Source organism: Fischerella muscicola PCC 7414 (genome assembly GCF_000317205.1).
Classification (GTDB): Bacteria; Cyanobacteriota; Cyanobacteriia; order Cyanobacteriales; family Nostocaceae; genus Fischerella; species Fischerella muscicola.
Genome location: NZ_AJLK01000156.1, coordinates 62,212 through 85,744, shown reverse-complemented (window position 1 = coordinate 85,744; position 23,533 = coordinate 62,212). Strand labels below are relative to the sequence as shown.

The 23,533-nt window shown below is 41.5% G+C and carries 21 protein-coding genes and 1 pseudogene; 12 read left to right on the top strand and 10 right to left on the bottom strand.

What is annotated here, in order from left to right; all coding sequences use genetic code 11:
• The first annotated feature begins 5 nt into the window (after positions 1–5).
• Positions 6–4,049, top strand: coding sequence for a hybrid sensor histidine kinase/response regulator (locus UYI_RS33355; RefSeq protein ID WP_016869353.1), 4,044 nt, complete (start codon positions 6–8; stop codon positions 4,047–4,049).
• Between the two features lie 39 nt (positions 4,050–4,088).
• Positions 4,089–4,610: a thermonuclease family protein gene (locus tag UYI_RS0124665; protein WP_016869352.1), complete on the top strand. Its 522-nt coding sequence runs from the start codon at positions 4,089–4,091 to the stop codon at positions 4,608–4,610.
• Positions 4,611–4,627: 17 nt separating this feature from the next.
• Here UYI_RS0124665 and UYI_RS0124660 read toward each other — a convergent pair whose 3' ends face one another.
• Positions 4,628–5,518: a carbohydrate ABC transporter permease gene (locus UYI_RS0124660; RefSeq protein ID WP_016869351.1), complete on the bottom strand. Its 891-nt coding sequence runs from the start codon at positions 5,516–5,518 to the stop codon at positions 4,628–4,630.
• A 102-nt stretch (positions 5,519–5,620) separates the two neighbouring features.
• Between UYI_RS0124660 and UYI_RS0124655 the strand changes: the two genes are divergently transcribed.
• Together UYI_RS0124655 and UYI_RS0124650 are read left to right on the top strand one after the other, a co-directional pair.
• The gene (locus tag UYI_RS0124655; protein WP_016869350.1) at positions 5,621–6,349 is read left to right on the top strand and encodes a DUF3891 family protein; all 729 of its coding nucleotides are present in this window, start codon (positions 5,621–5,623) and stop codon (positions 6,347–6,349) included.
• Positions 6,350–6,515: 166 nt separating this feature from the next.
• Positions 6,516–7,727 carry an urease accessory protein UreH domain-containing protein gene (locus UYI_RS0124650; RefSeq protein WP_016869349.1) on the top strand — a complete coding sequence of 404 codons (1,212 nt, stop codon included), beginning with the start codon at positions 6,516–6,518 and terminating at the stop codon, positions 7,725–7,727.
• 135 nt (positions 7,728–7,862) lie between these two features.
• Here the strand turns inward: UYI_RS0124650 and UYI_RS0124645 are convergent, their stop codons facing one another.
• The 5 genes and pseudogenes from UYI_RS0124645 to UYI_RS0124625 form a co-directional block, all read right to left on the bottom strand.
• Positions 7,863–9,074, bottom strand: a complete 1,212-nt coding sequence (locus tag UYI_RS0124645) for an ATP phosphoribosyltransferase regulatory subunit (RefSeq protein ID WP_016869348.1) — start codon at positions 9,072–9,074, stop codon at positions 7,863–7,865.
• Between the two features lie 221 nt (positions 9,075–9,295).
• Positions 9,296–10,252, bottom strand: a complete 957-nt coding sequence (locus tag UYI_RS0124640) for a J domain-containing protein (protein ID WP_016869347.1) — start codon at positions 10,250–10,252, stop codon at positions 9,296–9,298.
• Between the two features lie 117 nt (positions 10,253–10,369).
• Positions 10,370–10,639: pseudogene (locus tag UYI_RS0124635) on the bottom strand (sensor histidine kinase); the annotation flags it as partial.
• The gene (locus tag UYI_RS0124630; protein ID WP_016869345.1) at positions 10,632–11,081 is read right to left on the bottom strand and encodes a hypothetical protein; all 450 of its coding nucleotides are present in this window, start codon (positions 11,079–11,081) and stop codon (positions 10,632–10,634) included. The gene UYI_RS0124630 and the pseudogene UYI_RS0124635, both read right to left, overlap by 8 nt.
• 290 nt (positions 11,082–11,371) lie before the next feature.
• The gene (locus tag UYI_RS0124625; RefSeq protein ID WP_016869344.1) at positions 11,372–12,184 is read right to left on the bottom strand and encodes an inositol monophosphatase family protein; all 813 of its coding nucleotides are present in this window, start codon (positions 12,182–12,184) and stop codon (positions 11,372–11,374) included.
• Positions 12,185–12,282: 98 nt separating this feature from the next.
• Between UYI_RS0124625 and ureG the strand changes: the two genes are divergently transcribed.
• Complete coding sequence (gene ureG, locus UYI_RS0124620) at positions 12,283–12,879, top strand: urease accessory protein UreG (protein ID WP_016869343.1); 597 nt, start codon at positions 12,283–12,285, stop codon at positions 12,877–12,879.
• Positions 12,880–13,210: 331 nt separating this feature from the next.
• On the opposite strand, the gene UYI_RS0124615 is transcribed toward ureG, so the two are convergent.
• Together UYI_RS0124615 and UYI_RS0124610 are read right to left on the bottom strand one after the other, a co-directional pair.
• Entirely contained in the window at positions 13,211–13,708 is a 498-nt protein-coding gene (locus UYI_RS0124615) for a hypothetical protein (RefSeq protein WP_026086151.1), read from the bottom strand.
• Positions 13,709–13,878: 170 nt separating this feature from the next.
• The gene (locus UYI_RS0124610) at positions 13,879–14,373 is read right to left on the bottom strand and encodes an NINE protein (RefSeq protein WP_016869341.1); all 495 of its coding nucleotides are present in this window, start codon (positions 14,371–14,373) and stop codon (positions 13,879–13,881) included.
• A 288-nt stretch (positions 14,374–14,661) separates the two neighbouring features.
• Here UYI_RS0124610 and UYI_RS0124605 point away from each other — a divergent pair, with 288 nt between their 5' ends.
• From UYI_RS0124605 to UYI_RS35250, 4 genes are all read left to right on the top strand, one after another.
• Positions 14,662–15,633: an acetamidase/formamidase family protein gene (locus UYI_RS0124605; protein ID WP_016869340.1), complete on the top strand. Its 972-nt coding sequence runs from the start codon at positions 14,662–14,664 to the stop codon at positions 15,631–15,633.
• Positions 15,634–15,791: 158 nt separating this feature from the next.
• Positions 15,792–16,163 (top strand): TSUP family transporter, encoded by a 372-nt coding sequence (locus UYI_RS0124600; RefSeq protein ID WP_016869339.1) that lies wholly within the window; start codon positions 15,792–15,794, stop codon positions 16,161–16,163.
• 471 nt (positions 16,164–16,634) lie between these two features.
• Entirely contained in the window at positions 16,635–17,777 is a 1,143-nt protein-coding gene (locus UYI_RS0124595) for a BMP family ABC transporter substrate-binding protein (RefSeq protein ID WP_016869338.1), read from the top strand.
• A gap of 46 nt (positions 17,778–17,823) precedes the next feature.
• A complete protein-coding gene (locus tag UYI_RS35250) occupies positions 17,824–19,944 on the top strand; it encodes a protein kinase domain-containing protein (protein WP_016869337.1) in 2,121 nt (706 codons plus the stop codon).
• Here UYI_RS35250 and UYI_RS0124585 read toward each other — a convergent pair.
• Both UYI_RS0124585 and UYI_RS0124580 read right to left on the bottom strand, forming a co-directional pair.
• Positions 19,941–20,375: a DUF2752 domain-containing protein gene (locus UYI_RS0124585; RefSeq protein ID WP_016869336.1), complete on the bottom strand. Its 435-nt coding sequence runs from the start codon at positions 20,373–20,375 to the stop codon at positions 19,941–19,943. The two genes, UYI_RS35250 and UYI_RS0124585, sit on opposite strands and share 4 nt — an antisense overlap.
• A 62-nt stretch (positions 20,376–20,437) precedes the next feature.
• Positions 20,438–20,692 (bottom strand): CD225/dispanin family protein, encoded by a 255-nt coding sequence (locus tag UYI_RS0124580; RefSeq protein ID WP_016869335.1) that lies wholly within the window; start codon positions 20,690–20,692, stop codon positions 20,438–20,440.
• A gap of 139 nt (positions 20,693–20,831) precedes the next feature.
• On the opposite strand from UYI_RS0124580, the gene UYI_RS39285 reads away from it, so the two are divergent.
• Genes UYI_RS39285 through UYI_RS0124570 form a run of 3 tightly spaced genes read left to right on the top strand, consistent with a single transcriptional unit; the run spans position 20,832 to position 23,503 of the window.
• Complete coding sequence (locus UYI_RS39285) at positions 20,832–21,716, top strand: ATP-binding cassette domain-containing protein (protein WP_016869334.1); 885 nt, start codon at positions 20,832–20,834, stop codon at positions 21,714–21,716.
• Positions 21,598–22,449: an ATP-binding cassette domain-containing protein gene (locus UYI_RS39280; protein ID WP_235148014.1), complete on the top strand. Its 852-nt coding sequence runs from the start codon at positions 21,598–21,600 to the stop codon at positions 22,447–22,449. Before UYI_RS39285 ends, UYI_RS39280 begins: the two co-directional genes overlap by 119 nt.
• Positions 22,442–23,503, top strand: a complete 1,062-nt coding sequence (locus tag UYI_RS0124570) for an ABC transporter permease (protein WP_016869332.1) — start codon at positions 22,442–22,444, stop codon at positions 23,501–23,503. Before UYI_RS39280 ends, UYI_RS0124570 begins: the two co-directional genes overlap by 8 nt.
• Positions 23,504–23,533 lie beyond the last annotated feature (30 nt).

The window sequence follows — 23,533 nt, the reverse complement described above, 5'->3', positions numbered from 1 at the left end:
CTTCAATGCTAAAAGTCAACCGCCTACACCAGCAAGATTTTCATCCAGCCTTTTCACCTTTACTGATTGCACAAACTGGAAGCATAATCGCTATAGTAATCGGCTGCTCAGTTATGCTTGGCTGGTGGTTCGATATTGACTTTTTCAAGAACTGCTTTTATCTCAGCACAGTGACAATGAAAGGTAATACAGCCCTGTGCTTTTTTTTATCAGGTTTATCATTGTGGCTGTCTTTGAGAAGGCAGGAGGCAGGAGGCAGGAGGCAGGAGGAGGAGTACCCACTTAGTCGGGATAAGCAATGGGGAAAAGGCTTCACCCCATTGCCCCCCAACCCCACAAAGTGGGAACCCCTAGCCCCCCATCACCCCACCACCCCACCACCCCATCTCAAAATTATTGCTCGAGTCTGTGCATTCACCGTGTTTACAATTGCGGCACTGACATTAACTCAATATTTATTTGGTTGGGATTTTGGTATTGATCAGTTACTGTTTCACGAAGATGCAAACCCAATGTTGACTTCCCATCCAGGGCGAATGGGTTTGAATACAGCACTGAGCTTTATGCTGGTAGGCAGGTCTTTAGAGCTTTTAGAGAAACCAAAAACCCGTCGCAGTTATTGGTTTGCTCAGATTTTCACGCTGATTACAGTTTTGATTGCTTTATTGGCTTTGGTTGGTTATGCCTATGGGGTAAAGATTTTTTACGGCACACTCCCAAATATCACATCAATGGCATTACACACCGCAATCGGGTTGATTGTACTTTGTCTGAGTATTTTGTGGAAGCGGCCAGAACGGGGAGTAATGCAAGTCATCACAAGTCCGACAGATGGTGGTTTGCTGGCACGTCGTTTATTGATAGCCGCGATCGCAGTACCCTTAATTACAGGGTGGTTAATTCTGCAAGGACAAAAGGCAGGAAAATATGAGGCGGGGTTTGCAATTTCCCTATTTGCCATTTTTCTGATGACAGTTTTTGCAATCATAATTTGGGAAAATGCAGCAGCGATTCAAAAGCTTAGTACTCAACGCGATCGCGCTAAATTAGCATTAAAAGCAAATACAGAAAAACTTAGAAGTTTTGTAGAATCAAATGTCATCGGCATTTTATTTGGTGATATTTACGGTGGTATCAACCATGCCAATGACAAATTTCTGCACATGCTTGGCTACACACGAGAAGATTTACAAGCAGGTGGCATTAATTGGAAAAATATTACACCACCAGAGTATTTACCTGCGGATGCACAGGGTATTGCCCAAGCCCAATCTCAAGGTGCTTGCATCCCCTACGAAAAAGAATACATTCGGCGTGATGGCAGTCGCATTCCAGTTTTAGTAGGTTATACGTTAGTAGGAGAGAAACAACAAGAGTCGGTAGCGTTTATCCTAGATTTGAGCGATCGCAAAAAAGCTCAAGCAGCCCTACTCCAAAGTGAAGAGCGATTTAGATTGGCGGTTGATCACATGCCAGATGTTTTTGCCATTTATGATGCCCAACGGAGGTTTCAATTTGTCAATGCGGCGGCTTTGCAGCATCTCGGCAAGCCGAAAGAGGAAGTTATTGGACGCACTGACGAAGAAATCCTTCCAGTTGAGATTACACAACTTTATCTGCCGATTTTGTTCAAAGCAGTTGAAACACGTACGACTCAAACAACAGAAACCACAATTACTTTACCTAATGACGGCACATTGACAACACTAATTAAGTATGTGCCGGTTGTTGATGAGCAAGGGGAAATTTATCAAATTTTGGCATTTGCTGAAGATATTACAGTCCGCAAGCAGGCAGAAGAAGCACTCCGCAATCAACAAAAATGGTTGGAAGACTTACTCAATCTCATGCCCACACCCCTGTTATTAATAGAACCAGGGACAGCACGAGTCACTTTTGCCAATAAAGCTGCTGACGAAGTCGCTGGGGGCAAATTTCCGAAAGCAGATTCAGCCGCAGATTATCAAGCTCTTTATTACTCAACTGACGCTGGTGGCAATCCCATCCCCATTGAACAATCACCAGGCATCAGGGTAGCCCGTGGCGAACGCTTAGACGGAGTAGAGTTAGACTGGCATACACCAACAGGTGTTCGCTCTTTGCTGATCTATGCTGATACTTTACCAGCAATGCACGGTTATCCAAGTACTTGTGTATTAACCTTCCAAGATATTACCAATCTCAAGCGCGTAGAAAAAGCACTATCGTTAGGTTATAAACGGCTGCAACTACTATTTGGTACAGCCAGCGACTTACTTTCTAGCAAAGAGCCAGTCGCCTTGATTGAAAGTTTATTCCAAAAACTGGCAGAGCAAATAGGTTTAGATGTTTACTTTAATTTTTTAGTGAATGAAAACTCCCAGATAATGCAATTAGCCTCCTGGCACGGAATTGATGAGCAAACTGCTAAAGCAGCCAATTGGCTAGAGATTGGTCAAGGAATGTGTGGTACAGTTGCCCAACAACGCCGTCCCATTTCTATAGAAAATGTTCAGGAATCAAATGATCCGAAAACAGAACTCCTACGTGCAATTGGTATTAAGACTTATTACGGCTACCCATTAATCGCCCAAGGAAAATTATTGGGTACTCTGTGTTTTTGCAGTCGCACTCGCTTGCAATTTAGCCAAAATGAAATGGGAATGATGCAGGCAGTTTGTGATCAAATAGCGATCGCGATCGAACGGGCGCGTTTAATAGCTTCTTTGCAACAACAAACCGAACAGTTGCAAGAGGCAAATCGGATGAAAGATGAATTTTTAGCGATATTATCCCACGAATTGCGATCGCCCCTCAATGCTATTCTGGGATGGTCGCAGTTGCTGCGTTCTCGCAAACTCAACGAAACTCAAATCACCAAAGCATTAGAAACTATAGAACGCAACGCTAAAACACAAACACAGTTGATAGAAGACTTACTAGATATCTCGCGCATCATTAGAGGCAAATTACGTTTGCATGTACGTACTTGCAATTTAATTGCAATCATAGAAGCCGCCTTAGATACAGTACGTCTAGCAGCGCAAGCAAAAGATATTCACATCCAAACTAGCTTTGATTCTAAGGCAGCGTTAGTTTCTGGCGATGGCGAGCGCCTACAGCAGGTAGTCTGGAATTTACTATCCAATGCCATCAAATTTACACCTGGTGGCGGTAAGGTGGAGGTAGTGTTATCACTGATAAAAGAAGAAAAAGAGACACGGGAATATAGAAATACTGAGAGTGTCTTTGATAGATTCTCTGCATCACCCCGGCAAAACATTAGCGCGTCTTCCCAAGCATCATCGCGTCTCCCCACACCAGATGCGACAATAGGGAGAACCCCTGCACATTGGTTCCCTTCTAATTATGCCCAAATTACAGTCACAGACACTGGTATTGGTATCAGTCCTGAGTTTTTACCTTACGTATTTGATCGTTTTCGCCAAGCAGACAGTTCTAGTACCAGATCACATGGTGGGTTGGGACTCGGTTTAGCAATTGTGCGTCATTTAGTAGAAATGCATGGTGGTACTGTTGATGTAGCAAGTCCAGGAAAGGAACAAGGCACAACGTTTACAGTTAAACTACCACTCCTCAAAACTCAAGATTCTATAGTCAACACTGAAGAATTAACAGTCAATAGCCAAGAACCTAATTTAAATTCTCTGCCGATCTCATCCTCTGTTCTAAATGGCGTACGTGTACTAGTCGTAGATGACGAAGCTGATACACGGGACTATCTCACCACTTTACTTAAACAGTCTCAAGCCGATGTGCTAGCAGTAGCATCAGCACAAGCGGCACTAGAGGCTGTTGAGCAGTGGAAACCAGATGTTTTAGTCAGTGACATTGGGATGCCACAGGAAGACGGTTACTCTTTACTCCGGAGATTGCGATCGCTTTCGCCAGAACAAGGAGGAAAAATACCAGCAGCAGCTTTAACAGCCTATGCTAGAGCAGAAGATCGACGTCGAGCTATACAGGCAGGTTTTCAGTTGCATTTGCCTAAACCTATCGATCCATCTGAGTTAATTACAGTAGTAGCTAGCCTTGTGGAACGCACTTAACTGCCAGGGCAACAGAGGACACAGAAGAAGCTCATTTCAATGAAAAAAATCGTAATTTTATTTTGCTTATTACTTTTAGTAGTTGCTTGTCAACCCCGAAGCAAATCTTCCCAAAATGCACAGTTACAAGTCAAAGTTGCACAGGTAGTGAGTGGGCAAACCTTAGAAGTGCTTGGGATGGGCGACCAACCTAATTTAATTTCCCAAGTACGTCTGCTGGGCATTGACGCACCGGATTTACAACAGCGCCCTTGGGGAAATGCCGCAAAAGAACACTTGCAAGCACTAATTAAAGGAGACTCTGTGACGCTGGAGTTTGATGTGGAAGGGCAAGATAAATTTGGGCGGACTCTGGCTTATGTGTGGAAGGATAAAGTTTTGTTGAATGAACAGTTGGTGAAAGAAGGTCAGGCTTTGTTTGTAGGGCGATCGCCTAACCACAAATATGATCAACGTTTAGAACGCGCCCAACAATGGGCTAGAATCATGGGACTGGGCATTTGGAACCCAGAAAAACCCATGCGTTTCACACCTGCTGAATTTCGTCGTCAGAATCGATGAGTCGGAGATCACGAAGGTCAAGCACTAGCACCGCTAATTGATAGTCGCAAAATTGACAATCCTAAAATGATCAAAAACAGTACCAGCCCGATTGTACAGGCATAGCTAATTTCTAAATTATTAAATGCTTGTTCATAGAGGTAATACACTATTGTTTTTGAGCTATTACGTGGACCGCCTTGAGTCATAATGTATACTTCTTCAAATACTTTGGTTGCGGATATTGCTGAAATTACCCCCACTAAAGCTAGATAAGGTTTCATCAAGGGTACAGTGATATCCCAGTGTTTGTTGATGCCATCAGAGCCATCAATTGCTGCTGCTTCGTATACATCATTGGGTATCGATTGCAACCCAGCCAGATAAATTACCATGTAGTAGCCTAATCCTTTCCAGACAGTCACAGCCATAACACTGAAAAGCGCAAACCGGGGACTGGTTAACCAAGGAATTCCCTCGGGAAAAATGCCTTTGAGTAATTGGTTGAGTAAGCCGTTTTCGGCATACAACCATCGCCAAGCAATTCCTGCCACTACCATCGAAATTACCACAGGGGTATAGTAAGCAGCTCGAAACCAATGCATTCCTTGCAGTTTTTGATTGACCAAAATTGCCAGTACTAAGGGGGCGATTACTAAAATCGGCACGACAACCACAAGATACAGCATAGTGTTCACCAGGGTTTGCCAAAAAACAGGATCAACCCATAGGCGGCGGAAATTAGCAAAACCAATCCATGCGGGTGTCTGGGTTAAATCGTATTCGTAACGGGTAAAGCTGAGGTAGAACGCTTGTAGTGCGGGCCAAAAAACAGTGAGTACCAGAATTACCAAAGCAGGCAGCAAAAATAAATAAGGTGTCAGTCGCTGATTGATAAAAATCCAATTTTTCGATGTCAATTTATCCATAGTGGCACTTGATTTTCGTGCTGTTGGCAGATGAGTAAACAGTCCTTACTCGTGCAAGATCGGGAAGCAAACTCATATTACACGAAGGATCGAGGCTGATTCATGATTGTGAATCAACACCAAAAAGGTTGGGAAATAATTTATCATCGCGCCCATGCTTTGCTGGCTGCCGAAATTGCGGGACATTGGAATGCGAAAGAACGTCCCATACGTTGGCTAGAGACAATTGCAGCGATTTCCCATCACGATGATTTGGAAAAAGAATGGGAAGAAAAAAACATTACTGAAGCTGGCGCACCTCTAGATTTTACTTTGATTGAAGATATTGATGTGCCAAAAATACGGCAATTGACCCAGAATGCCCGCTATCGGGGACGTTGGGTAGCGATGATGATTTCTATGCATATGAGTTTTTTACACGAGGGTAATCGTGGTCAGTTACCAGAGTTAGATGAGTTTCTAGATGAACAGTTAAAGAATCAAGACCAATGGCGTAAGGAATTAAATATTACAAAAGATGAAGCTGTGAAAGCTTACGAATTTTTTCAGTGGTGCGATCGCCTCTCACTCATTCTCTGTAATCGAATGATTCCTGTTGGTGAACGTGCTTTAGAGATTGCGACTTTATCAGATGGTAAGCGCTATGATGTTATGCAACGCAGCGACGGTAATCTCACTGTTACTCCTTGGCCTTTTCAGGAGAAGGAATTTACTGTGAATGTGGAAGCTTGCTATGTGGAACAGTTGCAATTTGCAAGTAGTGCCGAACTCTCTCAAGCGCTACAAACTGCACCCATAAAGACTTTAGAGTGGACTTTTGTGAAGTCATAAGTTCTTACGCTTAATGATACTAGCTTGAAACAGAGGTGGGGGTAGAAGGCAAGGAAAAGGTGTTTTCATCGGTACAATAGCACATCTCTAGAGTTTGACAGTTCGTCTTTTGACAGGAGGTGAATATTTAGCCTAAAGTTCCCTATAGAACAAAATCAGCTTTAGCATGTTAGATTTGTGGCTGCTCGTAACCTTAGGGTTCTTGGGAAGTTTTGGACATTGCTTAGGGATGTGTGGTCCCTTAGCTGTGGCTTTTTCTTTGTCTCATCAACAAGAAACAGGTAACTGGCGGCAGCAAATCAAATTTCATACTTTGCTAAATTTAGGACGAATGCTGAGTTATACCCTAGTTGGTGCAGGGATTGGGGTACTAGGTTCTGTATTACTTGCCAGTGGTCAAATGGCAGGAGTTGGTAGTCAATTACGGCAGTGGATAGCGATTATCACTGGTATCATGTTGATTTGGTTTGGGTTAGGACACATCAAACCCGACTTTTTGCCGCGAATACCAGTATTACACCCTTTATTACAGGGAAGTTTGCACAACCGCTTGAGTAGCGCAATGGTCAAACTTTCCTCACAAAATAGCTGGTGGACACCAGCAGCTTTGGGGATGACTTGGGGTTTTATGCCCTGTGGCTTCTTGTATGTTGCCCAAATTAAAGCTGCGGAAACTGGTAATTTGTGGATGGGTGCAGCAACAATGCTGGCTTTCGGTTTGGGGACTCTCCCGATGATGTTGGGTGTTGGTGTGTCTACATCTGTATTGAGTAAAGACAGACGCAGTCAATTGTTTCGTTTGGGTGGTTGGGTAACTCTCACCATTGGTATGCTGACACTGCTGCGGACTGGTGACACTATGGCAGATTATACCGGACATGCGGCACTGATTTTGTTAATGCTAGCCCTCATTGCTCGTCCAATAAGTTACTTGTGGGCAGCACCTTTGCGCTACCGTCGTGCTTTAGGGGTAGGTGCTTTTGTACTTGCCGTTGTCCACGCCGTCCACATGATGGAACACTCTTTGCAATGGAATCTTGATGCTTTTTGGTTCTTACCGCCTGATTTTCAGTTGGGTATGATTGCGGGTGTTGTAGCGTTGGTATTGATGACTCCTGCTGCTGTGACGAGTTTTGATTCGTTGCAAAAGTCTTTAGGCAAGCGCTGGCGACAGATTCATCTTTTGGCTATACCAGCCTTATTGTTAAGTGCTATGCATACTGTGATGATTGGTTCCCATTATCTGGGAAATAAATTAACGACAATACTATTGGGAATAATTACCCTTTGTGTATTGCTAGTAAGAACCAAATTTTTTTGGTCAATATTATCCTTAGAAAAGTTTTATGCATCTCCTAGTAAGTCAAACCGTATTTAATAACAAAATCCCTATGGGTGCGATCGCTTGATTTTTTATCCGTATATCCTGAGTGTCACACACAGCATTTTTCCACATAACACAATAATCTTCCTTAGAGACGCGAAATTTCGCGTCTCTACAGAACAGAAAGATTTAATTATGCGACTCAATTGTTGTTGAGCCATCAGCTTTCACCCAAGCGATCTGAGCAATAGAGCGATCGCGTGCATATTGGCGAATTGCTTCGGCGTCTCGTCCTCCCAAATCCATTTCTACTCGCACCAAGTGAGTAGAATTACGGAGTTTTTGAGCGTAGGCAAAAGCAGCATCATAGGCATTACTGTTTTCTGCTACAACTAACCAGTTACTAGGCGGTGTTCTTTGCGGTAATTGCTGAGAATCAGAAAGAGCCTGGTATAAATCTTCAATAAATAATGCAAAGCCAATACCCGGAATATCCTCGCCTTGGGGGCGATACTGTCCTAAAAGCTGGTCATAACGGCCACCACGTCCTAATACTCTTGCTCCTACTTCGGTATCACTAACTACTTCAAAAGAAATGCCAGTATAGTAGTCGAAGGTTTGAATCAGGCTCAAATCTAGAATTAATGGGAAGTTTGCCTGATTTTCTAGTAACTCAACCAAGGATTTTAGGTTATTTACCGCCTCTTGTTGGGGAGCATCTAAATCCAGGCTACTGACTTTTTGTAAAACATCAGCACTGTTGCCACGCAAATCTAGGATTATTCTGGCACGGGAACGTAATTCTTCAGTTAGGGGTAAACTGTCGATCGCAACTCTGTCAAGATGGGCGATCGCATTGCGGACTTGGTTGCGTAAGTTAGCAGGAAATGCCTGCAACAGTGATTGGGTAATTCCCGCTTCACCCAAAATTAAATACCACTGGTTAATCGAGAGTGCTTGCAAACAATCTGCCAATAACAGCAATACCTCTACATCAGCAAGTAAGCCACCACCACCTAATAACTCTACCCCAGCTTGATAAAATTCCTGCGGTTGATTGCGCCGATAATCCGAAGTGCGCTGGAAAACGTTGGTATTGTAGTATAGACGCTGGGGATAGGTAACTCCCGCCATGCGAGTGACAGCGGTACGAGCGATTGAGGCTGTCAGTTCTGGACGCAGCCCCAATTCTTCGTCTTCGGCATTTTGTAATTGAATCACAGTTGAGCGTTTAATAGCACCCCCCGCCATCAGCGTATCTATCCGCTCTAGCGTTGAGGTGATAATTCTGTGGTATCCCCAGCGGTGAAATACCTGCTGTAGCCTGTTTTCTATCCAGCATTTCTGAGCCACATCAAGGGGCAATAAATCCCTAGCTCCCGCTGGTGGTTGATACACCATTAATCCTCCGTTATATTAGTCCCGTTTTGCTGCAAAATTTCTTCATATATCGGATAATATTATCTGATTTGAACGCGGCTAGAAATATTCGTCTCAAGCACCTTGCTGTTGGTGGGAAATTTCCTAGCAGCGCGTCAAACTCAGCTTGTGTATCCTCTCAACCCGAAGATTAGGGGAAAGCTGCCGCTATCATGCGATCGCACAATCGCGCCAGTTGCTGACTACTTTTTCTTCCCACCAAACAAACCACCAAACAAACCGCCACCTCCCGATTTATCTGGTTGCTTAGTTGCAGCGTTAGGAGATGAAGTCACTTTAGAGCCACTAGGTTGTAGCCCTAAAGCCTTTTCTATTTTCGGTTTCCATGTCAACGCTACTTGATCGTTGGGGTCTAATTTTAGTGCGTTATCAAAGTGAATTTTTGCCATTTTTAGCTGATTCTGTTTCACATACACTAGTGCAATCAGACTATGACAGCGACTATTCTTAGGTTCTAGCTTTAAAGCATCCTGCAACTCTACCTTGGCTTGGGCAAATTGGTTTTTGTCAATTAAAGTTTGAGCGCGACGGAGATACTGTTCTGCTGCTGAATCTTCTTTGGCTGTTGCTGGTGGGGGTGGAGGTGCAGCTGCTGTATTTGGCTTTGGTGTACTGGAGTTAACTGGGGGTTTAGCAGGCGGTGGTGGCGTTGAGACTGCTTTGCCTGCACTCCGCATTAGGTAAACTAAATTCAATTCACTGATTTGAGCAATAGCTTGAATTGATTGCTGCAAAGAATCATATTGAGTTTCTGCAATTTTGGCGATCGCTACTTTGTAAGCTTGTTCTACATTGGGTATACTTACTAATTGTTTTGCAACATCGGTAGTTAGTTCCACGGAAGCAGATTCTTGGACTAAACGCTTGCCCATCTGCGACAGAACAATAATATACTCTGTATAATTTTTTTCTTGAGATAGTTTCTCGTAAGCAGGGTTAACCAACTTTGACAATAAATCGCTTGCCAGCTGTTTTTCCGTTTTACTAGACACAGCAGAACTATCCGGGTGCAGGCGGCGGGCTATTTTCAGATAGCGTTTGCGGATATCCCTAGTATCTGTATTAATTGCAACACCTAAAATTGCGTGGTAGTCTATGAAATCATATCTAAACAATCCACGATCTATTTTGAAGGACATAGAGCAGTTTTATACCAATAAATATGTGATTCTTACTAGTTTATCTTCTGTACTAAGCTTACCTGCAAGAGTTTTTTCCCTTACCTGTTTGCATCCCGACTAATACCACGAAGTCTATTACTGTCGGATTGGAATCTGAATCACAAATTCTGTTCCTTGATTGTGAGTAGAGAAGCACTCTAGTTTTCCCCGATGTTTTTCTGTAATGATTTGATAGCTAATAGACATACCCCTACCTGTGCCTTTACCCACGGGTTTGGTTGTAAAGAATGGATCGAAGATACGATGTTGAATCTGTTCAGGGATACCAGGGCCATTGTCAGTGATCGCAATTTTTACCCGCAGTGAACCAACCAATGAAGTGCGAATTGTAATCTGGCTAGGATGATCTTTTGTATCGTGCTTTCTGTTGAATACCTTGAGGATAATCAGGACTAGTTTCAACAAAACTTCTTGCCTTACCATCTTGAATAGTTTTGCCGACTTCGTTATCTAAATCGTGATCAAACTTAGTATTAACGTTTTGGGGAATAGCATCTGCTAAAATCGTCTTATTGCGGTCTACAATAACGATGTCGCGCTGCTGCTGTTGATGCAACATTTGAACATGCCTCCCCAGATGTGCTACCATCTCATCTCGTGATAAAGGTTTTCGCTCTTCAAGCTCATGATTTGCAAAATATCCCAGTATTTCAGCTAGTTTACGAGCTTCTTCTTGAGCAAGATATTTAGCTGTTTGTGACTGTTGATTTGCCGCGATCGCACCAACCAATCCCGTCAACACAGCAATACTCAAAAACCCCAAAACCAATTTTTGGCTGATTTTCATCCCTATCTCCCAGCGCCAACCCTTCACCAAGCGTTTTACAACTGTCTGTTTTGTAAAATCGCTCTAATCTAGAATTCCCAAAACTCAGCCAGGAACTTTAGTTGTTGGTTGTTGGTTGTACCAGACGTGCCATGGCACGTCTCTACATTGGTTAGTGGTTAGTAGTTAGTGGTTGTTGTCCCCCAAGTCGTCCCCCTTGTCTCCCCATCTCCCCACTGCCCCTAATCCCCACTCCCTTGGGGGAGTGGGGGCCGGTGAGTTCCCCATCTCCTCGATCCCCAATCCCTTATTTACTTCCAGGCAGACAGAGGCGGAACTTGCTGGAGTTCCTGACTGAGAATTTCGTGAAGATGTCCATTTGTCGCCAAAATTCTACCTGACTCAATTTTTATAGGAGTGCGATCATAAGCAGTAACTTTCCCCCCAGCTTCACGCACTATAATAATGCCTGCTGCTATATCCCAAGGAGAAAGGCCCCGTTCCCAGTAACCATCAAGACGTCCACAGGCTACATGAGCTAAATCAAGGGATGCAGACCCGCTGCGTCGTACTCCTTGGGTAAGATGAGTTAGGTGGCAAAATTCTGCGTAGTTGTTGTCAGAAGTTTCCCGGCGATCATAAGCAAATCCCGTCACCAGTAAACTTTTACTTAATTCAGAAGTGTCCGAAACTTTGATGAAACGGCGGTTACGGGTTGCACCGAAATCTTGGGCTGCACGAAATAGTTCGTCGTGAAAAGGATCATAAATCACGCCTACTTGGGGAACACCATTGATCAGTAACCCGATAGAAACAGCAAAAAATGGGTATTGATGAGCGAAGTTTGTTGTACCATCTAAAGGATCAATCGCCCAGAGAAACTCATTTTCTTGATTTCCCAGTTTTCCAGATTCTTCTGTAAGAATGGCATGACTAGGAAAGTGACGACCTAAAACTTGTAAAATGACTTCTTCTGAAGCTTTATCAGCGACAGTAACTAAGTCGCCAGGGCGTCCTTTTTCGGTAATTGCGTCTTCTACCTTACCCAAATAAGCTTGCAAAACTGCACCAGCAGCTAGCGCCGCTTCTGTGGCAATATCTAGAAAAATTTGTAAATTAGTCATTAGTCAAGAGTCATTTGTCATTGGTCATTTGTCATTAGTCCATAGTCAGTGGTTAATAGTCAACAACCAACAACCAACCATCAACAACCAACAAAATTATGAATGCTTTTCGAGTCGGAGTTGCCGGGCCTGTAGGATCAGGAAAAACTGCTTTAGTTGATGCTTTGTGTAAGGCGATGCGCGATAAATATCACATTGCGGTGGTGACTAATGATATTTATACACAGGAAGATGCACAGTTTTTAGTACGTTCTCAGGCTTTGAGTAGCGATCGCATTATCGGTGTAGAGACTGGCGGTTGTCCTCACACTGCTATTCGCGAAGACGCTTCCATGAATTTGGCAGCAGTTGAACAGTTAGAGGCGCGTTTTCCTGATTTGGATTTAGTTTTTTTAGAAAGTGGCGGAGATAATTTAGCTGCTACTTTTAGCCCCGAATTAGTAGATTTAACAATTTACGTGATTGATGTTGCTGCTGGCGATAAAATTCCTCGCAAAGGTGGTCCTGGTATTACGAAATCTGATTTATTGGTAATTAATAAAACTGATTTAGCTCCCTACGTTGGTGCAGATTTAAGTGTAATGGAACGGGATGCCAAAAAAATGCGCGGTGATAAACCCTTTATTTTCACAAATTTGAAAACAAAAACAGGTTTAGCAGATGTAATTGAATTTGTGATTAAAAATATTTGTTAGTAGTTAGTGGTTGGTTGTTGATTGTTGGTGAGACCAGCCCCCCAAAAAGGCGGTCTCCGTCACGTAGACACGAAGTGGTGAGACAGCGACTCTTACGCAGGGGGTTCTCCCCCAATCCCCACTCCCTGTCGGTCGTGGGGGCCGGTGAGTCCCCCATGAGCGACTGCGAACCCGGAGGGCTTAAGGTAAGGGTAGGGGGACTGGCGAACCCGTAGACGCGCAAGCGGCTTCTCGTAGAGTAGGGTTGTTAGTGGTCATTTGTCATTTGTCATTTGTTAATATTTATTCTCCCCACACTCCCCCCACTCCTCACACCCCCACACCCCTTACCTCAATCCGTACCAGACCAACTCCAAGTAGGGTTGCCATTACTCACACCTTTTTTAGTAATGCTGGGAGTGAAATTGTTCGCATCCTGTTTACCTGTCATATCTAAAATCAAAAAGACTTTGCCCCCATTAAATCTGATACGTAAGTGGGAAGGAGAATTGTAGTCTTCGTTATCGTATTTGACAATACCGCCCCCTGCGACACATTGACGATAGGCAGGTTTGAGGTTTGCTACCCAGGTCACACTAAACAAATCTGAAGAGGCGATCGCAAATGGCCCAGCGAAAGAACCTAATTTTGCCTGACCATTAACTGTGTATCCTCCTTCGTAGTAAGGTGCATTTTGCTCTGTCACAACTACTTTTTGAGGACAATTTTTTTCAGGTGCATCAACAGATTTAAAAACACCTAATTCTACCTGTGCTGCTTGGGCTGCAATGGTTGGAATAACGGTAATAATAGCAGTTCCTAAAGTAAGAAAAATAAATTTTTTGTACATTTCTATACTATTGAATATAGTCATTAAGTTATATTTAGCAGATTCAATCATATTGGTTTAGCTATTCAGTTAAAATACTCGTTAAATTAAATAATTTAAACTTAAAAATTATAAGCAAAAATGCTTATAATTTTTCATTAATATTTATGTATTACTTGTTTGACTTAAGCTTAAACAAGCTTGTAAATTACGGCTCCGGTATCTGAATGATTACTAGGTTCTAACAAACCTTCAGCACATAAATGCTGAATTGTTTCCTTAATTTCTGTAATCGGTTTACCAGTAGCGATGACACAATCAGTAATAGATACACTTCCAGCATTGTTTTTAGCTAATTCTAAAATTACTTGAATATCAGACTTAGCATTTATTGACTTATGATTAGCAGTTGGAGCGATATAATCAGCAACATTAATTACGACTTGTTGCGTATTTGTAACATTATTTTGATTGGGACTACCGTAAAGCATTTTGTATTTAAGATTTTTCTCTTCAACCATTCCTGGTATTAGAGCTAAATCTATAAGCTGGCCAAATCCAAATAATCCTAATGTAAACAACCATATAATTCCACTCACATATTTACCAGCGTAAAAGCGATGAATTCCAGCAAATCCAAAAATTACAGTTAGCCAAAGAAGATAAGCAACTCCTGTATTTCTCATATTCAAAGTTCCTTACGGTATTAACTAATGCAGTATTTCTCATGTTTTAAGTTACATTGATTTTTAGATTAACTTAGTATATGCACAATCTACCTCAGAATTTACTCTGTGATATTTAAGTTATTTTATATACATTTAAATTATATTCACTAGTTATTGACTAAGAAAATATTCGTACCTAGAGGATATAAAAGTTAAAAAAATACATTTAATTATATAAAATATTAATATTTAATAATTAAAATTGCTAATTCTCAGTTAAATTACTGAATAAGTACCAAAAGAGTAATGACTCATCATATTATTAAAGCAACTCCAAATACTGTGCATCTAGGTGGGTTTTCCCATGAACTAGAACCAGTATTGATGATTGAATCTGGCGATACGGTAGATGTAGAAACTTACACTGGTTATTATATTTACGACAAAGCACCACCAGAATTTCTCACGCCAGAATTTGTTGATATTTGCGAAAACCTATCGCCAGAACGCAAAATAGCAGGTGGACCGCATTTGCTTACAGGGCCTATTTATGTGCGGGGAGCAGAACCAGGAGATATTTTAGAAGTCAAACTGGAAGCAATCAAACCCAGTTTACCTGTTGGTTTTAATGCTATTCGGACAGGATGGGGAGCTTTACCACACCAGTTTACTCAACCAGCTTTGAGATTTATTCCCTTAGATTTAGAAAATAACGTTGCGGAATTTCCTGTCAATAGTGGTATTAAAATTCCCCTCAGACCTTTTTTTGGTATTCTTGGCGTTGCTACTCCCGAAACGCAACGTTCTTCGATTCCTCCTGGTTGTTATGGTGGTAATATCGATAACCGCGAACTACAAGCAGGTTCCAGAGTATTCTTGCCTATTTTCGTTCCTGGTGCTTTATTTTCTATTGGTGATGGACATGCAGCACAGGGAGATGGTGAAGTTAATGTGACTGCGATCGAAACATCTATGAATGGTACGATTCAACTAACAATTCGCAAGGATTTGCAACTGACTGCACCGATCGCTGAAACTGCCACCGATATTATCACAATGGGGTTTGGTGAGACATTGGATGCAGCCTTAGAACAAGCTTTGAACAACATGATTGATTTTTTGGTAAGGTTGACAAACATATCACCAGAAGATGCCTATGTATTATGCAGTTTGGCAGTGAATTTTCGCATTACTCAAGTTGTGAATATTCCCCAAAAAGGTGTGCATGGAATGTTACCAAAATCTGTTTTTCCAGGAGGAATAAATTTATCAATTTAAACTACAACTAAAAGTATTTAGTTAACATCGACCACCAATACACACAGATAAACACAGATAATTTATGATTGTGCAAATAATGTTTATCCCTGTCGTTTTTACTATAAATTATTTATTAATGTAGCTCAAGTGAAGTTAATTAACTTACAGTAGATTTTATGTCTAACATACTCATTCAATTGTTGGTGATTGGTCTTGTGGCTGGCGTAGCTGGCGGTATGTTTGGTATTGGTGGTGGTGCAATTATGGTTCCAGCTATGGTTTTACTTATGAGCATGGATCAAAAGTTTGCTACTGGTACTTCTATTGCTGCTCAAATATTGCCTATCGGTATTTTAGCTGCAATAGTTTACTACCGTAACGGTAATCTTAATATCAAATATGCGGTAATTATTGCAGTTGGTCTAATAGTCGGCAATTTATTTGGGGCTTTATTTGCCAATCAGCCATTTGTTAGTAGTGAATTGATGAAAAAGCTGTATGGCATATTTTTATTACTGATTGGTTTACGATATTTGCTGTTTAGATAATTAGATATAGCAGCCTAGATTGAATCGTGAGAAAATACTTAGGTTGAACATCAAATATAAAAGTAAAATCTTATTAGCCCTGGCGATTATAAATCGCGGCTACACAGACTAAACCCGCCTGCGCGGGTATTTTATTAAGTCCATGCACCAAAAACAGATGGTGCGTAGTGGTCTTTTCATTTATTTTACTTGCAGTATAAATGTAATGCTGCTACGCACCCTAGATGCTGCTCAACTTATGAGTCTAAAAACTCTGCTATCTAGTGCACTTACCTTTGCGTGACTCTGCATTAAAAAATTACCTACTCATTCAAGTAATTAAAATAACTTGTGATTATTCACAAATTTAGGTATATTGATCGCAAAAACAAAAGCTACAATCTAGCAAATATGTAATTAAAAATTGCATCTACTACTTATTTAATACTAAAAAGAGAAATATTTTTAACACAGTGCGGATCAGCAATAAATATGGATCGTCGTCAGTTTATCAAGTACGCCTCCCTTGCAGGAGCTAGTTTTACCTTTGTTGCTTGTTCTGGAGACAAATCTAATAATCCCCAGGGCGAAGTATCCCCTGGAACATCACCGGTAGCAGCAAATGAGCCTTTGAAGGTAGGATTTGTGTATGTAGGGCCTGTGGGTGATTTCGGATGGACTTATGCCCATGACCTTGGTCGTAGAGAAATGGAAGCAAATCTGCAAGGTAAAGTTAGATCTACTTTTGTAGAAAATGTCAACGAAGGTGCTGACGCTGAGAGGGTAATTCGTCAACTAGCATTAGATGGCAATAAGTTGATTTTTACAACTTCTTTTGGTTACATGAACCCAACAATTAAAGTTGCCAAAGATTTTCCTAATGTTTATTTTGAACACTGTACTGGGTATAAACGCGCTGCCAATGTCGGCACTTATTTAGGACGTTTTGAAGAACCGCGCTACTTAACTGGCATGATTGCTGGTAAGATGACCAAGTCCAATATCATCGGTTTTATCGGAGCATACCCCATTCCAGAGGTAATTCGCGGTATAAATTCTTTTACCCAAGGACTTCGGGCAGTGAACCCTAAGGCAAAAGTGAAAGTAGTGTGGGTACAAAGTTGGTACGACCCAGCTAAAGAAAGAGAAGCAGCACAAGCTTTAATCAATTTAGGTGCAGATGTGCTAACACAGCATACTGACTCTGCTGCTGTTGTGCAATTAGCAGAGGAAAAAGGAATTTTTGCGTTTGGTTATAACACTGATATGAGTCGGTTTGGTGCAAAGGCACATTTAACATCAGCCATTAATAAGTGGGGGAAATTTTACACAGATCAAGCTTTGTCTGTAATGAATGGTACATGGAAATCGGAAGATGTTTGGTTGGGAATTGGTCAAGGGATGGTGGATATCTCACCTATAAATCCTATAGTTCCTCAAGATGTACAGCAATTGGCAATGGCGAAGCGGGAGGAATTTATTAAAGGTACTGCCAATCCTTTTGCGGGTCCCGTAAAAGACCAAAAAGGTACAGTACGGGTGCAGAAGGGTCAGGTTTTGCAAGACAAAGAACAACTAGCAATGAATTGGTATGTAGAAGGAATTGAGGGGTCAATTCCAAAAGCGGAATCCTAATGGCTGCCTTTGTAGATATTTGTGCTGGGGTTCTAGGGGAAAAGCTATGCAAATCTGTCAAAATCCTAATTGTTCCAATCCTTTTAATCCTGATGGCAATAGATTTTGCACCAGTTGTGGTTCAAATAATTTTGGCGCTTTATTTAAGGGTCGTTACCGAATTAGCAGGTTATTGGGTGAGGGTGGTTTTGGCAGAACCTACGAAGCACAAGATATTGATAGACTAGATTCGCCCTGCGTGATTAAGCAATTTGTACCCCAAGTACAGGGAACAGCAGCTTTGAATAAAGCTGCATCTATGTTTCAAGAAGAAGCTAGGCGGTTATATGAATTAGGAGAAAATCACGCTCAAATTCCGCGTTTAGTTGCTTATTTTGGGCAAGGTGCAAATTTATATTTAGTACAAGAATTTATTGCTGGGGACACTTTATTAACGGAACTATTAACAGAAGAATTTAATGAAGCAAAAATTCGGGAACTATTAGCTGATTTGTTGCCTGTTTTGCAATTTATTCACGATCGCAATGTTATCCACCGTGATATTAAACCAGAAAATATCATTCGGCGTCACAGCGATCGCAAACTCGTGTTGATTGATTTTGGTGGTGCCAAACAGGTGACACAAACTACTTTTGCTCGCCAGGGGACAGGAATTTATACAATTGGTTACGCACCTTTAGAGCAAATGCAAGGATATGCTTATCCTGCTAGTGATATCTATGCTTTAGGGGCGACTTGTGTAAGATTGTTGACGGGATGTTTACCATTACAAGATGGTTTTGGTAATCTTGCCGATGCTTTGTATGATGTCAGAAATGCTTGCTGGTTATGGCGAGAATATTTACAAGACAAAGGTGCTAGTGTGAGCAAAGATTTAGAGCAAATTCTCGAGAAGATGCTCAAACACTTCTTACCAGAAAGATATCAATCTGCACAAGAAGTTTTGGAGGATTTGCAGGGTAAGAAGGTTGCTGCTGTTCCGCCTACCATACCAGTTAACTGGGAAGCTTACAATTTTTGGGGACTAGATAAAGCCCAAAGACTAGATTACCAAGGTGCGATCGCTGATTTTAATCAAGCTTTGCAGATGAATCCCAACTATGTAGAAGCATGGAGAAATCGGGGTGATGTGTATTTGCAAATGGGAGATTACCAGGCAGCATTAGCAGATTACAATCAAGCTTTAAGAATCGATCCGAATTTTGCTGGTGCAATCGCTGGACGTAATAAAATTAACTCCATGCAACAGCCGCAAATACCTAGCTATCGTCCAGGAAACCTCAGCAATGTTTCTTTTGCCTATGCTTTGAGTGGACACACCAATCTTGTTCGTTCTGTAGCATTTAGTCGAGATGGACAAACTATTGTCAGTGGAAGTAATGATAAAACCATCAGAATCTGGAATCTGCAAAAGCGGCAATTGCAAGGGGTACTGTCAGAAAAGGGAGAGTGGGTAGTTGTAGCTATTTCCCCCGATGGACAAACTCTCGCTAGTGGTAGCAGCGATAAAACAATCAAAATTTGGCATCTGCAAACTGGTAAATTAATATCGGTACTTAAAGGACACTTTGATTTAATTAATGCACTGTGTTTTAGTCGGGATGGACAAACTCTTGTCAGTGGTTCTCGGGATCGAACCATTAGAATTTGGCATGTGGGAACTGGTAAGTTACAGCGCACTCTGCCCGAAAATACAGGCTTAATTTATAGTCTAGCTATCAGTTATGATGGGAATTTACTCGTCAGTGGTAGTAGTGATAGATTAGTTAGGATTTGGCAATTAGAAACAGGAGAATTACTGCGAACAATTGCGGGATTTCCTGGCTTTGTGCGTGCTGTTGCTATTAGTTCAAATTTACAAGTTGTTGTTGGTGCTGGCTTTGGTAAAACTATTTATATCTGGGACTTATATAGTGGCCAACTCCAACAGGTTTTGGATGGACATAATGGTTCGATTCAAACATTAGCTATGAGTCAAGATGGACAGAGTTTAATTAGCGGTAGTGATGATCGAACTATCAAAATTTGGAACTTAAAAACTAAGACACTGCTGCATACTCTTACCGGACATACTGGCAGTGTCTTATCTATAGATATTAGTCAAGATGGAAAACTCCTCGCTTCTAGCAGCGAGGATAAAACCATCAGAATTTGGCAAGTAAGTTAAGGTGCTAACCAAGAAAAAGGAGCAAAGGGCAGATTTCTTAGTACCCAGTATGCCAAAATAACTTTTAATATCATCCAAATCCAATTAGATTTGATGAAAATCTGGGGAATTTTTTGACCGAAAATTACAGGCGCACTGTAAGCAATATAAGAATAGATTAAGTATGGTAATGATATTACCATCAATGGGTTTAAATCAAAAGCTTTAAGTAGATTTCCATGCAAAAGATAATGTAAGCCTCGGAGTGTGCCACATCCGGGACAATATAGACCAGTTAGCAACCGAAATGGACTAGGAGGGTAAATCTGAGAATCGCTAGGATTAAAAAAATATAAAACTATTGCAGCTAAAATAATAGTACTTGTTAGTGCTGCTACTTTGAAACTTTTTTTAGTGAGCAAGGAATATTTACGGGAATAAAGTGCATTCATTATCATAGAATCAAAAACAAGGGTTTATATAGAGTTTGTCTTTAGGTTCAGTGTTCGTAAGCTTACCGTGAACCCAATGATGCAATCACGAATAATAGGATATAAATTACAATAACAGCCAGTCCTGAACCAAAGGATGCCCAACACCATATTTTGGCATTTTTAGATGCTTGCATAGCACCTTCATAATCCCCGGCAGACAATTTAGAACTTACTTGTGCTGCATAAACGATCGCTACAATTCCAAATGGCAGACAGCAAAAGAGGGTAGTTAAGATTGCTTGTGGCAAATAAGTCGGTACATTCCGGGATTGCATTAAAAAATCCTTAAATTTAAATAACTATCGGCAATCGCTGTATAAAAATTACGCACCTTTAAGATATCAGAGTGTCCTGAAATTCTGTAAATCGACTTAATAAAAATCTATAATAAGTCGAGAATGCAGCAGAGGCAAAATGCAAGGGTTAAATGGGCTGATTCCCTGTTTGCAAGTAAGGAATATTACCAAGTCTTACTCCGGTTTTTTCGCAAATTATCAGGTGAATTTGGCAATTCAACCGGGTGAGATTCATGCTTTGTTGGGAGAAAATGGGGCGGGTAAGAGTACCCTAATGAAAATTATCTATGGGGTGGTGTGTCCTGAAAGTGGTGAAATTTTTTGGCAAGGAAAACAAGTTGATATCACTAACCCAGCAAAAGCGCGATCGCTAGGTATTGGTATGGTGTTTCAGCACTTTTGTTTGTTTGAAACCTTGACTGTAACTGAAAATATCGCCCTGGCGCTTCCTGCTGGCGAAAAATGGAATTTAGCACAAGTTAATCGCAAAATTCGTGTTTTATCTCAAGAATACGGTTTAGATATCAACCCAGATTCCCCAGTTTATACATTATCTGTAGGTGAAAAGCAGCGAGTAGAAATCATCCGTTGTCTGTGTAGTGCTACTAAGTTACTGATTTTGGATGAACCCACGGCGGTTTTAACTCCCCAAGAAATAGAAAAACTATTTCTGACATTGCAGCAAATTGCTGCTGGTGGTTGCAGTATTTTATTCAGCAGCCACAAGTTACAAGAAGTGCGATCGCTATGCACTTATGCAACAATATTGCGAAATGGCGAGGTGATAGCAGAGTGTAACCCCCAAGTAGAGACAATCGATAGTTTGGCAAGGATGATGATAGGCGAGGATGAGGGACACGGGGGACAAAGAGGACAAGGCGGACATGGAGGACAAGAGAATATTACACTCTTCACACTCCCCCCACTCCCCCCCACCTCCCCATCTCCCCACCTCCCCACCTCCCCACCTCCCCACCTCCCCCATCTGCTTACAAGTCCGTAATTTGTGTCTGGAATCAAAGCATCCTTTAGGAATATCATTGCAGCACATTAATTTGGAGGTTCGCAGTGGGGAAATTGTTGGGATTGCGGGAGTTGCAGGTAATGGACAAAGGGAACTTTTAGCAGTTTTGAGTGGTGAAGTAATCTGTCCCAAGGCAGACATGATCATGTTGGGAGAAATGCCTGTTGGTGATTGTGATGTGCCTAAGCGTCGGCGTTTGGGTTTGGCATATGTGCCAGAAGAACGTTGGGGGGTGGGTGTTGTACCAAATATGACTCTTTTGGAAAATGCTTTGTTGACAGGTTACTCACAAGGTTTATTGCGAAATGGTATGATTCGGCAGCGCAAGTTAAAAGCTTGGACTAGTAGAATTTGCGACGCCTTTAATGTTAAACAAGCGGGGTTAAATTCGCTTGCTGCGAGTTTATCGGGTGGTAATCTGCAAAAGTTTATTGTAGGACGGGAGATTCAGCAAAACCCAACTATCTTGATTGCAGCACATCCGAGTTGGGGTGTGGATGTGAATGCAACTGCAACTATTTATCAAGCTTTCATGGAAATGCGAGATATAGGTGCAGGGGTGCTGGTGGTTTCCGAGGATTTGGATGAGTTGTTGAGGTTGTGCGATCGCATTGGCGTCATCTACAAAGGACAACTCTCTCCCTTTGTGCCAATTGCAGATATCAGTCGCGATCAAATTGGTTGTTGGATGGGAGGAGTGAGTTTTGTTTGACTTCAAATTAGAACCCCGTGAACAACCCGCCAAAATTTGGTTAGTTTTATCACCCCTACTGGCATTACTAGGAACAGTGATCGTAGGATTATTTCTGTTTCGTTTCTTAGGTAAATCTCCAATTACTGCATTCACGACTTTATTTATTACGCCTTTAAGTAGTTTGTATGGAATCACAGAAATCGCAGTCAAAGCAGCACCAATTATCTTGATTGCTGTTGGTTTAGCTGTATGTTTTCAAGCCCAAGTTTGGAATATTGGTGCAGAGGGACAATTTACTCTGGGAGCAATTTTTGCTAGTGCCGTAGCTTTAGTATTTGCTAATATCAATAACTATATTGTACTCTTACTTTGTTTATTAGCTGGAATAGTAGGTGGTGCAATTTGGGCTAGCATCCCGGCTGTGTTAAAAGTGAAGTTTTATACTAATGAAATTCTTACAAGTTTAATGTTAAATTATCTAGCAGTTTCTCTTTTAAATTATTTAGTCAGAGGAATTTTACAAGACCCCCAAGGATATAATTTTCCTGAATCTACACCCTTTAGTGAATTCGCCAGTTTACCATCATTAATTACTGGCACAAGGTTACATTTAGGTGTAATTTTTGCCCTCATGGCGGCGGTGTTAATTTGGGGAATGCTGCGACAAACATTTTTTGGTTTTAGTGTGCGGGTAATTGGTGCAAGTCCCAATGCAGCAAATTATGCTGGGATTAAAAGCGATCGCATTATTTGGCTAAGTTTACTCATCAGTGGTGGTTTAGCAGGTTTAGCTGGTGCGTGTGAAGTTCTCGGCCCCATTGGACAATTACGCCCTTTCATTTCTCCTGGTTACGGTTACGCGGCTATTCTGGCTGCATTTGTTGGTCGTTTACACCCGTTGGGAATTATTTTATCTAGTTTGCTGATGGCACTGTTTTATGTAGGCAGTGAATTATTACAGATAAAATTAGGACTGCCCTTAGCTTTAGCGGGAGTTTTTCAAGGCATTGTGTTTTTCTTGCTTTTGGCAGGTGATTTATTAGTTTATAAGCGGATAGTCAATAGTCAATAGTCATTTGTCATTTGTAATTAACCACTAACT